Genomic DNA, 14,219 nt, shown 5'->3' with positions numbered 1-14,219 from the left:
CGACGGCGGGCGGGGACGTCCCATGGGAGGGGCGTACGGGTGTCTTGTTCCCGTCCCGCGTCGCCCGGGCCGTCCCGCGAGCCCGACGGGACGTCACCTCCCGTCCGTGTCCCCGCCTCGGACATCGTGACCGTCCTGTCGCACCGGCCCGGCGGGCGGGACGGACCCGGCCCGCCGGGACGGCCGGGACGGCCGGTGGGACTGGCAGCGTGTGCCGTGGCGCGGCCCACCGGCCGGCCGCCGCCCACGACTTACGGACCAGGAGCCACCTGTGAACGCACTGACCCGCAAGCTCGCCACCGTCGGTCCGGCCCTCGCCACGGCGGGTTCGAGCCTCCTCCTCGCCTCCTCGCCAGCGTCGGCCGCGACGTCCTGCTCCTTCGACCGCGCGAACCGGTACTAGGAAGGGCGGGAGCGCCCTCGTGAACGCCCTCACCCGCAAGCTCGCCACCACCGAACCCGCCCCCAGCCGCCGCACCCTGCTCGCCGGAGGCCTCGCACTCGGCCCCACCACCTGGCGGGCCCTGGTCACCGGCTCCTCAGGCGGCAGCGGCGGCAGCGGCGGCCTGCTGACCCACGCCCAGGCGGCCTCCATCTTCACGTCGGCCGGCATCACCTGGACCTCCTCCGGCAACTGCACGGACCGCTACAACAGCGCCTGCACCTCCTTCGAGGGCCTGCGCCAGGCGTCCTCGGACGGCGCCGTGACGCTGAAGCGCGCGAGCGGCTGCGGCCTGACCGTCACCGGCGGCACCGAGACGGGCCACGCCGGCGGCACGTACTCCCACTGGAACGGCTACAAGCTGGACTTCAGCCCGACCACCTGCCTGAGCGACTACATCACCGGAACCTTCACCTACTCCGGCACCCGGGGTGACGGCGCCGCCCTCTACACCGCTCCCTCGGGCAACGTCTACGCCCGCGAGAGCAGCCACTGGGACGTGACCTTCCTCAACTAAGGCATGTCATGCCCACGCGAATCTCCCCCCGTCCGGCGGACGGGGGGAGATTCGCGTGTGACGGGGGGTCGGCCACGGCGGGCCCGCGATACCCCGGACAGCTGCCGCCGAGATGCGGCCCTGTCCGGCTTGCGATGATATGGGGGCCTAAGTCTCGGCAAGAGTTACGGGAGGCACTCCATGCGCGGAGCCACGCACGCCAAGTGGGCCGCACTGGCCACCGCCGTCGCCCTCGCGGCCACGGCCTGTGGCGGCGGCGACAGCGGTGGTGGCAGCGGGGCCGACGGCATCGTGAGTTCCTCGTGGGGCGACCCGCAGAACCCGCTGGAACCCGCCAACACCAACGAGGTCCAGGGTGGCAAGGTCCTCTCCATGATCTTCCGCGGGCTCAAGCAGTACGACCCGAAGACCGGCGAGGCCAAGAACTTGCTCGCCGAGAACATCGAGACCACCGACTCGCAGAACTTCACCGTCACGGTCAAGGACGGCTGGACCTTCTCCAACGGCGAGAAGGTCACCGCGAAGTCCTTCGTCGACGCCTGGAACTACGGCGCCAGCCTGAAGAACAACCAGAAGAACGCCGCCTTCTTCGGCCAGATCGAGGGTTACGACCAGGTCCACCCCGACAAGGGCGAGCCGACGGCCGAGACCATGTCCGGCCTCAAGGTGACCGGCCCCCAGACCTTCACGGTCAAGCTCACCCAGAAGTTCTCCACCTGGCCCGTCACCCTCGGCTACGCGGCCTTCTCGCCGCTTCCCCAGGCCTTCTACAGCGACCACGCCGCCTGGCTCTCGAAGCCCATCGGCAACGGCCCGTACACCGTCGACTCGTACTCCAAGGGCTCCCAGATGTCCCTGAGGAAGTGGGACGCCTACCCCGGCCCTGACAAGGCCCAGAACGGCGGCATCGACCTCAAGGTCTACACCGACAACAACACCGCCTACACGGACCTGACGGCCGGCAACCTCGACCTCGTCGACGACGTGCCCGCCTCCCAGCTCAAGAACGTCCAGGCCGACCTCGGCGGCCGGTACATCAACGTCCCCGCCGGCATCATCCAGACCCTCGGCTTCCCGTTCTACGACCCCGCGTGGAACAAGCCGGGCCAGGAGAAGCTCCGGCAGGGCCTCTCCATGGCGATCAACCGCCAGCAGATCACCGAGACGATCTTCCAGAAGACCCGCACCCCCGCCGTCGACTGGACCTCCCCGGTTCTCGGCTCGAAGGGCGGCTTCAAGGACGTCTGCGGCGACTTCTGCAAGTACGACGCGGCCCAGGCCAAGAAGCTCGTCGCCGAGGGCGGCGGCATCCCCGGCGGCACGATGACGATCTCGTACAACGCCGACACCGGCTCCCACAAGGAGTGGGTGGACGCCGTCTGCAACTCCATCAACAACGCACTCGGCAACAACAAGGCCTGCGTCGGCAACCCGATCGGCACCTTCGCCGACTTCCGCAGCCAGGTCAGCACCCAGAAGATGAAGGGCCCGTTCCGCGCCGGCTGGCAGATGGACTACCCGCTCATCCAGAACTTCCTCCAGCCGCTGTACTACACCAACGCCTCCTCCAACGACGGCAAGTACTCCGACCCGGAGTTCGACAAGCTGGTCAACCAGGCCAACGCCGAGGCCGACACCGCCAAGGCCGTCGGGCTCTTCCAGCAGGCCGAGGGAGTCCTCCGCGACGACATGGGAGCCATCCCGCTCTGGTACCAGAACGGCAGCGCCGGCTACTCGGACAAGATCGAGAACGTGACCCTGAACCCCTTCAGCGTCCCCGTCTACGACCAGATCAAGGTCAAGTGACGACGTAGCAGTACGGCGGCGTACGGCCCGGGCCGCGGATCCCCGCGCCGGGCCGTACGCCGTCCCGCAACCCACCCTTCCTGGAGGCCTCCGTGGGTCGATACGTGATCAGGCGGCTGCTGCAGATGATCCCGGTCTTCTTCGGCGCAACGCTGTTGATCTTCCTGATGGTGAACGTGATGGGCGACCCCATCGCCGGCCTCTGCGGCGACCGCGCCTGCGACCCGGCGACCACCGCCCAGCTGCAGAAGGAGTTCGGCCTCGACAAGCCGGTCTGGCAGCAATACCTGACCTACATGGGCAACGTCTTCACCGGGGACTTCGGCACCGCCTTCAACGGCCAGCCCGTCACGGAGCTGATGGCCTCGGCCTTCCCGGTGACCATCCGGCTCACCATCGTCGCGATCCTCTTCGAGATCGTCATCGGCATCACCCTCGGCGTCGTCACCGGCCTCAAGCGCGGCCACCCCGTCGACACCAGCGTCCTGCTGCTGACCCTGGTCGTCCTCTCCGTCCCGACCTTCGTCACCGGTCTGCTCCTCCAACTGCTCCTGGGCGTCGAATGGGGCTGGATCAAACCGGCCGTCTCGCCCGAGGCGCCCTTCAACGAACTGATCGTCCCCGGCCTCGTCCTCGCGTCCGTCTCGCTCGCGTACGTCACCCGGCTCACCCGGACCTCCATCGCCGAGAACAAGCGCGCCGACTACGTCCGCACCGCCGTCGCCAAGGGCCTGCCCCGCCGCCGGGTCGTCACCCGGCACCTGCTGCGCAACAGCCTCATCCCCGTGGTGACCTTCATCGGCGCCGACATCGGCGCGCTCATGGGCGGCGCCATCGTCACCGAACGGATCTTCAACATCCACGGCGTCGGCTACCAGCTCTACCAGGGCATCGTCCGCCAGAACACCCAGACCGTCGTCGGCTTCGTGACCATCCTCGTCCTGGTGTTCCTGCTGGCCAACCTGCTGGTCGACCTCCTGTACGCCGTCCTTGACCCGAGGATTCGCTATGCCTGAGCCCTTTGAACCCCTTGAGTCGTACGGAGAGGAAGGGCGCGCCATCGCCTCCACCGGCGCCGGAGGCGCGTCCGACCTCGGCACCCAGGAAGCCGAGACGCTCGAGAAGACTCCTGGCGGCCCCGAGGGCACCGGCGCCGACAAGAAGCCCCGCTCCCTCTGGTCCGACGCCTGGCACGACCTGCGCCGCAACCCGATCTTCATCATCTCCGCGCTCGTCATCCTCTTCCTGGTCGTCATCTCCATCTGGCCCCAGCTGATCGCCTCCGGAGACCCGCTCGACTGCGACCTGTCCAAGGCGCAGGAAGGCTCCCAGCCCGGCCACCCCTTCGGCTTCAACGGCCAGGGCTGCGACGTCTACACCCGCACCGTCTACGGCGCCCGGACGTCCGTGACCGTCGGCGTCCTCGCCACCCTCGGCGTCGCCGTCCTCGGCAGCATCCTCGGCGGCCTCGCCGGCTTCTTCGGCGGCTCCTGGGACGGCGTCCTCTCCCGCATCACCGACGTCTTCTTCGCCATCCCCGTCGTCCTCGGCGGCCTCGTGCTCCTGTCCGTGGTGACCAGCTCCACCGTCTGGCCCGTCATCGGCTTCATGGTGCTGCTCGGCTGGCCGCAGCTCTCCCGCATCGCGCGCGGCTCGGTCATCACCGCCAAACAGAACGACTACGTCCAGGCCGCCCGCGCGCTCGGCGCCTCCAACTCCCGGATGATGATCCGGCACATCACGCCGAACGCCGTCGCCCCCGTGATCGTCGTCGCCACCATCGCCCTCGGCACGTACATCGCCCTGGAAGCGACCCTGTCGTACCTCGGCGTCGGACTGAAGCCCCCGACCGTCTCCTGGGGCATCGACATCTCCTCGGCGTCGCAGTACATCCGCAACGCGCCCCACATGCTGCTCTGGCCGGCCGGCGCGCTCGCGATCACCGTGCTCGCCTTCATCATGCTCGGCGACGCGGTGCGCGACGCCCTCGACCCGAAGCTGAGGTAGGGACCCATGCTGCTCGAAGTGCGCGACCTGCACGTGGAGTTCCACACCCGGGACGGCGTGGCCAAGGCGGTCAACGGCGTCGACTACTCCGTCGACGCGGGGGAGACCCTCGCCGTCCTCGGCGAGTCGGGCTCCGGCAAGTCCGTCACCGCCCAGGCCGTCATGGGCATCCTCGACATCCCGCCCGGGAAGATCAGCGGCGGCGAGATCCTCTTCCAGGGCCAGGACCTCCTGAAGCTCAAGGAGGAGGAGCGGCGCAAGGTCCGCGGCGCCAAGATGGCGATGATCTTCCAGGACGCGCTGTCCTCCCTCAACCCCGTCATCAGCGTCGGCGACCAGCTCGGCGAGATGTTCCAGGTCCACAAGGGGATGTCGCGCAAGGACGCCAGGACCAAGGCCGTCGAGCTGATGGACCGGGTCCGCATCCCCGCCGCCAAGGAACGCGTCGGCCAGTACCCCCACCAGTTCTCCGGCGGCATGCGCCAGCGCATCATGATCGCCATGGCGCTCGCCCTCGAACCCGAACTGATCATCGCCGACGAGCCCACCACCGCCCTCGACGTCACCGTCCAGGCCCAGGTCATGGACCTCCTCGCCGAACTCCAGCGCGAGCTCAACATGGGCCTCATCCTCATCACCCACGACCTCGGCGTCGTCGCCGACGTCGCCGACAAGATCGCCGTCATGTACGCGGGGAAGATCGTCGAACAGGCGCCCGTGCACGAGATCTACAAGGCGCCCGCCCACCCCTACACCCGGGGCCTGCTCGACTCCATCCCGCGCCTCGACCAGAAGGGCCAGGAGCTCTACGCCATCAAGGGCCTGCCGCCCAACCTCCTCGCCATCCCGCCCGGCTGCTCCTTCAACCCGCGCTGCCCGCTCGCCCGGGACCGGTGCCGCACCGAGGTGCCCCCGCTGTACGACGTGACCGAGTCCCCGGTGCCGCGCTCCAGCGCCTGCCACTTCTGGAAGGAGTGCCTCCATGGCTGAGGCGATTCTCGAAGTCCGGGACCTCCACAAGCACTACCCGCTGACCCAGGGCATCCTCTTCAAGAAGCAGATCGGCGCCGTCAAGGCCGTCGACGGCGTCGACTTCGACCTCGCCGCCGGCGAGACCCTCGGCATCGTCGGCGAATCCGGCTGCGGCAAGTCCACCGTCGCGAAGATGCTGGTCAACCTGGAACGGCCGACCTCCGGAACCATCCGCTACAAGGGCGAGGACATCACCACACTCTCCCCGCGCGCCCTGAAGGCCGTCCGCCGCAACATCCAGATGGTCTTCCAGGACCCGTACACCTCGCTCAACCCGCGCATGACCGTCGGCGACATCATCGGCGAGCCCTACGAGATCCACCCCGAGGTCGCCCCCAAGGGCGACCGGCGCCGCAAGGTCCAGGACCTCCTGGACGTCGTCGGCCTGAACCCGGAGTACATCAACCGGTACCCGCACCAGTTCTCCGGCGGCCAGCGCCAGCGCATCGGCATCGCCCGCGGCCTCGCCCTCCAGCCCGAGATCATCGTCGCGGACGAGCCGGTCTCCGCGCTCGACGTCTCCGTCCAGGCACAGGTCGTCAACCTCCTCGACAACCTGCAGACCGAGTTCTCCCTGTCGTACGTCTTCATCGCCCACGACCTGTCGATCGTCCGGCACATCTCTGACCGCGTCGGCGTCATGTACCTCGGCCGGATCGTCGAGATCGGCACCGACGCCCAGATCTACGACCACCCCACCCACCCCTACACCCAGGCGCTGCTCTCCGCCGTGCCCGTCCCCGACCCCGAGGCGCGCGCCCACCGCGAGCGGATCATCCTCACCGGCGACGTCCCCTCCCCGGCCAACATCCCCTCCGGCTGCCGCTTCCGCACCCGCTGCTGGAAGGCCCAGGAACGCTGCGCCCTGGAGGTCCCGCTCCTCGCCGTCCCGGCCGTCTTCCGCCTCACGGACAGCCCCGCGAAACACGACTCCGCCTGCCACTTCGCCGAGGAGAAGCAGGTCGTCCCGCCGGAGACGCCCGAGACGCCTTAGGGGGTCCGGCGGACCAGGGCCGGACAGGCCCTAACCGACAGGCAACTCCGCGGAAACGGATCCGATATACGGACAGGGCAGGATCGTCGGCATACGGCCCGTGCGGGTGCCGTGAGCCGGCCGGGGCGCACCATGCCGCCCCGGCCGGCCACCATCCACTGTTCACGCAGAACCGCTTGTCCCGGTCGGTCGCGACGATGAGTATCGGGACCGTGACTGTGACACGACCGGCACGTCTCACCGGCGCCGCGCTCTGCGCCGCGCTCGCCCTCATCGCCGCCGTGTGGATCCTCCAGGACCTCGCCGTGCTCGGCTCGCCCGCCGACCTCGCCTGGTACTGGGCCGGGGACCACCGCTTACCGACCCGGGGACGGTCCACCACCTCCCTGCTCGACCCCGTGCTCCTCGCCGCCTACGCCGCCACCGCCGTCGCCGCGCTCCGCTCCCGGCACGCGGCCTCCGCCCTCGCCGCCACCGGGACGGCCACCCTCGCCCTGCGCCTCCCCGGGCTCTGGGCGGCCGGGAACGGCGCCCTCGTCACCGCCCTCCTCGAACTGGCCCTCGCCGCCGGACTCGTCCTCACCGCCGCCGTCGGCCGCCGCCCGGCGGACGCGCCGCACGAGCCGCGGCCCACGCCGCCCCGGACCGGCCCCGCCGTCGCCGCCGGGATCCTCCTCGCGGCCGCCACGCTCCTCCTGACCCTGGGGGAGCTGTACCGGGCCGGCGAACTCCCCCTGGAGGTCACCGTCGACCGGTTCACCGGCGGCCGCTCCGTCGTCGCCCCCGCCCTCGCGCCCCCGCCCGGCTGGCTGTCGGCGATCGCCGCCGGGCTGTACGGCACGGCCGCCGTCTCCTGCCTCGTACGGGCCCGCCACGCCCGGGCCTTCGGGCTCCTCGCCGCCGTGCTCCTGACGGCGGGCGGCCTCGGCGGGATCGCCCGCGCCGTCCGGTACGAGACCCTCGTCCACCTCGGCGACCTCACCACCCCGGCCACGGCGGACGTCCTCACCCCCGTCTTCGAGCTCCTCGCCGGCCTCGCGGTGCTCGTGCTCCTGGCCGGGCGCGGCGCCCCCGCCGCCGCGCCCGGACCGCACCCGGCGGCCGGGGCGCGCCCCCCGGCCCCGCCCCACCCGACGCCGCCCGGCTGGTGACTCAGCGCCCGATGCCGAGCGACCGCTTCAGGAAGTCCACCTGGAGCAGCAGCAGGTTCTCCGCCACCTGCTCCTGCGGCGTCATGTGCGTCACCCCGGACAGCGGCAGCACCTCGTGCGGCCGGCCCGCCGCGAGCAGCGCCGACGACAGCCGCAGCGCGTGCCCCACCACCACGTTGTCGTCGGCGAGACCGTGCACGACCATCATCGGCCGGGCCGGTTCCTCCGGCGCCGTCAGACCGTCGTCGGTCAGCAGCGACTGCGCCGCGTACACCTCCGGATCGTCCTGCGGCGTGCCGAGGTACCGCTCCGTGTAGTGCGTGTCGTACAGCCGCCAGTCCGTCACCGGCGCCCCGACCACGGCCGCGTGGAAGACGTCGGGCCGCTGGAGCACCGCCCGGGCCGCCAGATAGCCGCCGTACGACCAGCCGCGGATCGCCACCCGGTCCAGATCGAGCGGGAGGCCCCCGGCCAGCGCCCGCAGTGCCTCCACCTGGTCGTCGAGCGTCACCCCGAAGTCCCGCGCGATCGACTTCTCCCAGGCGGGGGAGCGGCCCGGCATGCCCCGCCCGTCCGCCACGACCACCGCGAAGCCCTGGTCGGCGAACCACTGCGAGGTCAGGTGCGGATTGTGCGCCGCGAGCACCCGCTGCCCGTGCGGCCCGCCGTACGGATCCATCAGGACCGGCAGCGGCCCGTCCCCCTCCTCGTACCCCGAGGGCAGCAGCACCGCGCACGGGATCCGCCGCGCCCCCGCCTCCGTCAGCCGCACCCGGGCGGAGATCACCGGCCGCTGGGCGTACGAGGCCACCACCGCGACCGGCTCGCCGTCCCGCAGCACCCGCGCCACGCTCCCCGGCTCCTCCGGCCGCGCCGACACCAGGACGGTCACCGCCCCCGAGCGCACCGCGCCGTGCACACCGGCGCCCTCGGACAGCCGCGTCAGCCGCTCCGCGCCCCGCCCGGTCACCCGGTACACATGGATCTCGCCGGTCTCGGGACCCGCCGCCGCCTCACCCGCCGAGGCCGACACGAGGACGTCGTCCGCCCCCACGTCGAGCACCGCCCGGACGTGCAGCCCCGCGTCCGTCCACGCCTCCTCCCCGACGGCCAGGACCCGCGCCCCGCCCTCGTCGGTGACCCGGACAAGCCCCCCGCCCGGCCCCCACGACGGCACCCCGTGGTGCAGCTCCAGCCACGCCGGATCCGCCTCCGCCCGTACCGTCGCCGTCTTCCCCGAGTCCGGGTCCACCGCCAGGAACAGCTGCTCCCGCTGGTCCCGCGTCTGCACGAGCAGCAGCGGCGCCCCGGCCGCCGACCAGTGCACCCGCGCCAGGTACGGATACCGCTCCCGGTCCCACACCACCTCCGTACGGGACCCGTCGAGGCCGATCACGAACAGCCGCACCTCCGCGTTGGGCGTCCCCGCCGCCGGATACCCCACCCGCTGCGGCTCCCGCTCCGGGTGCGCCGGGTCCGCGATCCACCAGCGCCGCACCGCCCGGTCGTCCGCCCGCGCCACGAGCAGCCGGTCCGAGGCGGGCGACCACCAGTGGCCGCGCTCCCGCCCCATCTCCTCCGAGGCGATGAATTCGGCCAATCCGTAGGAGACGTGCTCGTCCTCCGGGACGGCCAGCGCCCGGTCGTCCGCGCCGTCCGTGCCCACCACCCGCAGGGCGCCCTCCGCCACGTACGCCACGAACCGCCCGTCCGGCGAGGGGCGGGGGTCGATCACCGGCCCCGGCACCGGAAGCTCCCGCGCCGTCCCCGCCCGCAGCTCCGCCGCGAACAGCCGCCCCGACAGCGCGAACGCCGCCAACTCCACGGCCGCGTCCACCGCGTACGCCACGATCCCCGCCGAGCCCTCCCGGCTCCGCTCCCGGCGCGCCCGCTCCTGCGGCGGCAACTCCTCCTCCGCGCCCGCGAGCAGCGCCACCGGGTCGGCGACGACCCGCTCCCCGGGCTCGCCGTCCCGGGGCAGGTCCAGCACCCAGAGCCGGTGCGAACGGTCCGTCCCCGAACCGGATCTGACGAACACCACGCGCTCCCCGTCCGGGGCGACCGAGAAACCGCGCGGGACCCCCAGGGTGAACCGCTGGGTCCTGGCGTGCTGGCGGGGGAAGGAAAGCCCGGCCGAGGGTGTGGCCGGCTGCTGCGAAGACAAGGTCATGCGGCTGAAACTAGCGCCGTGCGCCCCCCTCGTGCCTCCGTCCGCCGATCGATGCGGCCGCACGGATAGTTATGATCCGTAGCGCTAGGTGGGTATGCATCGGACTGGCATGCCCTCTGGCACATGCTGATCGACCGAACCGCTCGAATATCCGACCGAAGGTGGAGGTGAACCGCCGTGGCACTCTCGATCTCCGTGGTGGTGCTGCTGGCGATCGTCGTCTTCCTGCTGATCCGGAAATCCGGGCTGAAGGCTGGACATGCGGCGGTCTGCGCGCTCCTGGGCTTCTACCTGGCGAGCTCCTCCATCGCCCCCTCCATCAGCACCCTCACCACCAACGTGGCGGGCATGATCGGCGGCCTCAAGTTCTGACGGCCTGACCTCGTAGGGTGGGGGGCATGTCCGATCTCCCCGCCCGCCGTCTGCTGCTCGTGCACGCGCACCCGGACGACGAGTCGATCAACAACGGCGCCACCATGGCCAGGTACGCGGCCGAGGGCGCCCTCGTCACCCTCGTCACCTGCACGCTCGGCGAGGAGGGCGAGGTCATCCCGCCCGACCTCGCCCACCTGGCCCCCGACCGGGAGGACCGGCTCGGCCCGCACCGGATCGGCGAACTCGCCGCCGCGATGACCGAGCTGGGCGTCACCGACCACCGCTTCCTCGGCGGCCCCGGCCGCTTCCGCGACTCCGGAATGATGGGCGCCGAGCAGAACAAGCGCGCGGGCGCCTTCTGGAACACCGACGTCGACACCGCCGCGCCCCACCTCGTCGAGGTGATCCGCGAGACCCGTCCGCAGGTCCTCGTCACCTACGACCCCGACGGCGGCTACGGCCACCCCGACCACATCCAGGCCCACCGGGTCGCCACCCGCGCCGCCGAACTCGCCGCCGACCCGGACTACCGCCCCGACCTCGGACCGGCCCACACGATCGCCAAGATCTACTGGAACCGCGTCCCGCGCCCCGTCGCCGAGGCCGGATTCGCCCGGCTCCGCGCAGAGGGCTCCGTCTTCCCGGCCGTCGCCGCCGTCGACGACGTCCCCGGCGTCGTCGACGAGGACCGGATCACCACCGAGATCGCCGCCGACCCCGCGTACGCCGCCCGCAAGAGCGCCGCGATGGCCGCGCACGCCACCCAAGTCGCCGTCGACGGTCCCTTCTTCGCCCTCTCCAACGACCTCGCCCAGCCGATCTTCACCACCGAGTACTACGAACTGGTCCAGGGCGCGTCGGGCGCCCCCGAGGGCGAGCGCGAGACGGACCTCTTCGCGGGGGTGACCACGTGAGCACCGCCTCTCCCGCTCCCTCCCCGGGGATCAGGTACGTCTCGTACGGCGTCCTGCTCGTCCTCGGCGCCCTCGTCGGCGCCGCCGGAGCCCTCGTCCAAGCCGCCTGGTTCCCCGGCGGCTTGCTCCTCGCGCTCCTCGCCGTCGCCGGCCTCTTCTACGGAGGGCTCCGCGCCACCGGCACCCAGGTCGGCGTCGCCTCCGCCGCCGCCGGCTGGCTCGTCGCCGTCATCCTGCTCAGCCTCGGACGCCCCGAGGGCGACGGCGTGTTCGGCGGAGGCGCCGGCGAGCTGCTCTTCCTCTTCGGGGGCATGGCGCTCGCTGTGATGTGCGCCACTCTGCCCCGGCTGCCGCGACCGGCCCCGTGAGCAGGACGACTTGAGGCCGGGGACGTCCTGACTTCGGCCGGATTGCCCGTCGTCCTTCGCCCGGGGGTCGGGTATGAGTCGGCGGCGTTCAGTATGGTGGTGCGCGCCGCCGAACCGCCCGGGTCAACACGAGCATCAGCAAGAGCGGGCGGTGGAGCCAACCGGGAGATCCTGCTTTGAGTCGTGAAACTGGTCGAGAGACTGACAGTTCGTCCTCCGGCGCCCAGGGGCGCGGGGGAGCCGCGTACCCCTCGGGTACCCCGCCGTACGGATCCCGCCAGTATCCGTCGCTCCACCCCACGCAGGACGCGCCGGAGGAGACCGCCGCCGCGCCCGCACCGCCGGAGGAGCCCAAGACCGAGACGACGCTGACGACCCGGATCCGGATCAACATCCCGGGTTCGCGTCCGATCCCGCCGGTCGTGGTCCGCAAGACGGTCAACGAGACGTCCGCCCCGGACCCCGAGCCCGTCGCGCAGCCGGAACCGGAGCCCGAGCCGGTGGCCCCGGCCCCGGAGCCCCCGCGGGCGGCCGAGGAGGCCCCGCAGGCGCCGAAGGCGAAGGAGACGAGCGACTGGTTCGCTCCCCGCAAGGCGGCGGCCCCCAGCCCGACTCCCGCCCCCGCCCCTGCCCCCACGCCCACGCCGGCGGCCAAGGCCGCCCCGGCGCCGGCGGGCCCGGACGCCCCGGGCACGGGCTTCGCGGGCTCGGCGACCTCGGGCGTCCCGACGGTCGGCACCACCCCGTCGAGCCGCCCGGTCACCGCGTCCGCCCCGACACCGCCGGGCAACCCGCTGTACGAGACCGGCACCCCGGCCGGCGGCACCCCGATGTACGACGGGACCCCTGCGGGGGGCACGCCCCTGTACGACGGGACCCCGGCCGGCGGCACCCCGATGCACAACGGGACCCCTGCCGGCGGCACGCCGATGTACAACGGGACTCCGGCCGGCGGTACGCCGATGTACGACGGCACGCCCGCCGCGGGCACTCCGATGTACGACGGCACTCCCGCCGCCGGCACGCCCCTGTACGACGGGACCCCGGCCGCCGGCACGCCCGCCCACCGCGGCCCGGGCCGCCCGGGCGGTCAGGGCGCTCCCGGCGCCCCGGCGGCGCCCACCGGCCCCACCACGGGACCGGTCACCGGCACCGCCTCCCTCGGCGGCCCCGGCGCCCCCCGCCCCTTCGGCGGCAACCAGGGTGCGGGCTCCCCGTTCGCCCCCGGTGGCGGCGCGCCCCGCATGTCCGACGACACCGCGATCCTGACGCCCCAGCAGCCCGCCCCGGCGCCCAGGCCCGGGCCGGGCGCGACGGGCGACCACGGCGCCCACATCTCCGGGGACACGCTCACCAGCGGCATCCCCGTGGTCCCGCCGACGGCGGCCCGCCCGAACCTGACCCCGCGCATCGAGGAGCACGCGAGCCCGGCCCCCGCGCCGGCGCCGCGCCAGACAGCGGCGGCCGGCCGCGCCCCGGCGAAGAAGGGCCGCTCCAAGCTGGTCCTCGCCGCCGCCGGAATCCTGGGCATCGTCGGCGTCGCCTACGGCGCGGGACTGCTCCTCAACCACTCCGACGTCCCCAAGGGCACCACGGTGCTCGGCGTGGACATCGGCGGCGGCACGAAGGAGGAGGCCGTCGAGAAGCTGGACGCGGTGTTCGGCAAGCGGGCCACCACCCCGCTCCAGCTCGGCGTCGGCGGCAAGAAGGTCCAGCTGGCCCCGGACAAGGCGGGCCTGGCGCTCGACAGCCAGGAGACCGTCCGCGCGGCGGCCGGCAGCGACTACAACCCGGTCTCGGTCATCGGCTCCCTCTTCGGCGAGGAGCGGGTCGCGAAGCCGGTGTTCCCCGTCGACAAGGAGAAGCTCGCCGTCGCCCTGACGGACCTGGCCGGCAGCTCCGCGTCGGCGACCGAGGGCACGATCCTCTTCGCCCCGAACAAGGTGACCCCGGTCGAGGGCAAGCCCGGCCAGGGCCTGGACGTCCAGCGCTCGATGATCTCCGTCCAGGACGCCTTCCGCGCCCAGGTCGAGACCGGCCAGAACAAGCTGGTCGAGCTGCCGGTCACCACCCGCCGTCCGACGGTCAGCAAGGCCGAGCTGGACCGGGCGATGAAGGAGTTCGCGAAGCCCGCCATGTCCGGCCTGATCAGGATCCAGGCGGGCGGCAGGCACATCGACTTCGGCCCGGCGCGGTCGCTGCCGCAGATCCTCTCCATGAAGGCCGTCGACGGCCGGCTGGTCGAGGTCTACGACAAGAAGGCGATCGAGCGGCTCCTCGACGGAGCCTTCGACGGCGTCATGATCACCAAGGGCGACGGCACCAAGCACCAGGTCTCCGCCGACGACGTGGCCTTCGTGATGCGCGACGCCCTGAGGGGCAAGACCCTCGCGGAGCGCACGAAGACGATCGACCTCACCGGCGAGGGCTGACCGCCCCGCGC

The 14,219-nt window shown here is 72.2% G+C and carries 13 protein-coding genes; 12 read left to right on the top strand and 1 reads right to left on the bottom strand.

What is annotated here, in order from left to right:
• Positions 1 to 271 precede the first annotated feature (271 nt).
• The 8 genes from BLW86_RS43140 (at position 272) to BLW86_RS13295 (ending at position 7,949) form a co-directional block, all read left to right on the top strand.
• On the top strand, positions 272 to 403 hold the full coding sequence (locus BLW86_RS43140; protein WP_256341301.1) for a hypothetical protein: 132 nt from the start codon (positions 272 to 274) through the stop codon (positions 401 to 403).
• A gap of 19 nt (positions 404 to 422) precedes the next feature.
• Complete coding sequence (locus BLW86_RS13325; protein ID WP_093874240.1) at positions 423 to 959, top strand: hypothetical protein; 537 nt, start codon at positions 423 to 425, stop codon at positions 957 to 959.
• Positions 960 to 1,139: 180 nt separating this feature from the next.
• The gene (locus BLW86_RS13320) at positions 1,140 to 2,765 is read left to right on the top strand and encodes a peptide ABC transporter substrate-binding protein (RefSeq protein ID WP_093874239.1); all 1,626 of its coding nucleotides are present in this window, start codon (positions 1,140 to 1,142) and stop codon (positions 2,763 to 2,765) included.
• 92 nt (positions 2,766 to 2,857) lie between these two features.
• On the top strand, positions 2,858 to 3,781 hold the full coding sequence (locus BLW86_RS13315) for an ABC transporter permease (RefSeq protein WP_093874238.1): 924 nt from the start codon (positions 2,858 to 2,860) through the stop codon (positions 3,779 to 3,781).
• A complete protein-coding gene (locus BLW86_RS13310; protein ID WP_093874237.1) occupies positions 3,774 to 4,772 on the top strand; it encodes an ABC transporter permease in 999 nt (332 codons plus the stop codon). The genes BLW86_RS13315 and BLW86_RS13310 overlap by 8 nt, the downstream gene beginning before the upstream one ends.
• 6 nt (positions 4,773 to 4,778) lie before the next feature.
• A complete protein-coding gene (locus tag BLW86_RS13305) occupies positions 4,779 to 5,762 on the top strand; it encodes an ABC transporter ATP-binding protein (RefSeq protein WP_093874236.1) in 984 nt (327 codons plus the stop codon).
• On the top strand, positions 5,755 to 6,798 hold the full coding sequence (locus BLW86_RS13300) for an ABC transporter ATP-binding protein (RefSeq protein WP_093874235.1): 1,044 nt from the start codon (positions 5,755 to 5,757) through the stop codon (positions 6,796 to 6,798). The genes BLW86_RS13305 and BLW86_RS13300 overlap by 8 nt, the downstream gene beginning before the upstream one ends.
• A gap of 212 nt (positions 6,799 to 7,010) precedes the next feature.
• Entirely contained in the window at positions 7,011 to 7,949 is a 939-nt protein-coding gene (locus BLW86_RS13295; RefSeq protein ID WP_256341300.1) for a hypothetical protein, read from the top strand.
• A gap of 1 nt (position 7,950) precedes the next feature.
• On the opposite strand, the gene BLW86_RS13290 is transcribed toward BLW86_RS13295, so the two are convergent.
• A complete protein-coding gene (locus BLW86_RS13290; RefSeq protein ID WP_093874233.1) occupies positions 7,951 to 10,119 on the bottom strand; it encodes a S9 family peptidase in 2,169 nt (722 codons plus the stop codon).
• A gap of 177 nt (positions 10,120 to 10,296) precedes the next feature.
• Here BLW86_RS13290 and BLW86_RS13285 point away from each other — a divergent pair, with 177 nt between their 5' ends.
• From BLW86_RS13285 to BLW86_RS13265, 4 genes are all read left to right on the top strand, one after another.
• A complete protein-coding gene (locus tag BLW86_RS13285; RefSeq protein WP_015035959.1) occupies positions 10,297 to 10,491 on the top strand; it encodes a hypothetical protein in 195 nt (64 codons plus the stop codon).
• A 26-nt stretch (positions 10,492 to 10,517) separates the two neighbouring features.
• A complete protein-coding gene (gene mshB / locus BLW86_RS13280) occupies positions 10,518 to 11,408 on the top strand; it encodes an N-acetyl-1-D-myo-inositol-2-amino-2-deoxy-alpha-D-glucopyranoside deacetylase (RefSeq protein WP_093874232.1) in 891 nt (296 codons plus the stop codon).
• Positions 11,405 to 11,776 carry a DUF6113 family protein gene (locus BLW86_RS13275; protein WP_093874231.1) on the top strand — a complete coding sequence of 124 codons (372 nt, stop codon included), beginning with the start codon at positions 11,405 to 11,407 and terminating at the stop codon, positions 11,774 to 11,776. Before mshB ends, BLW86_RS13275 begins: the two co-directional genes overlap by 4 nt.
• Positions 11,777 to 11,952: 176 nt before the next feature.
• Positions 11,953 to 14,208 (top strand): hypothetical protein, encoded by a 2,256-nt coding sequence (locus BLW86_RS13265; protein WP_256341299.1) that lies wholly within the window; start codon positions 11,953 to 11,955, stop codon positions 14,206 to 14,208.
• The last annotated feature ends 11 nt before the right edge of the window (positions 14,209 to 14,219 follow it).

The organism is Streptomyces sp. TLI_105, from assembly GCF_900105415.1.
Lineage (GTDB): Bacteria > Actinomycetota > Actinomycetes > Streptomycetales > Streptomycetaceae > Streptomyces.
This window is presented reverse-complemented; position numbering and strand designations above follow the sequence as displayed.

Coding starts and splice junctions, on each gene's coding strand:
- BLW86_RS13320 (WP_093874239.1), top strand. CDS start 1,140: ATGCGCGGAGCCACGCACGCCAAGTGGGCCGCACTGGCCACCGCCGTC.
- BLW86_RS13310 (WP_093874237.1), top strand. CDS start 3,774: ATGCCTGAGCCCTTTGAACCCCTTGAGTCGTACGGAGAGGAAGGGCGC.
- BLW86_RS13305 (WP_093874236.1), top strand. CDS start 4,779: ATGCTGCTCGAAGTGCGCGACCTGCACGTGGAGTTCCACACCCGGGAC.
- BLW86_RS13300 (WP_093874235.1), top strand. CDS start 5,755: ATGGCTGAGGCGATTCTCGAAGTCCGGGACCTCCACAAGCACTACCCG.
- BLW86_RS13290 (WP_093874233.1), bottom strand. CDS start 10,119: ATGACCTTGTCTTCGCAGCAGCCGGCCACACCCTCGGCCGGGCTTTCC.
- mshB (WP_093874232.1), top strand. CDS start 10,518: ATGTCCGATCTCCCCGCCCGCCGTCTGCTGCTCGTGCACGCGCACCCG.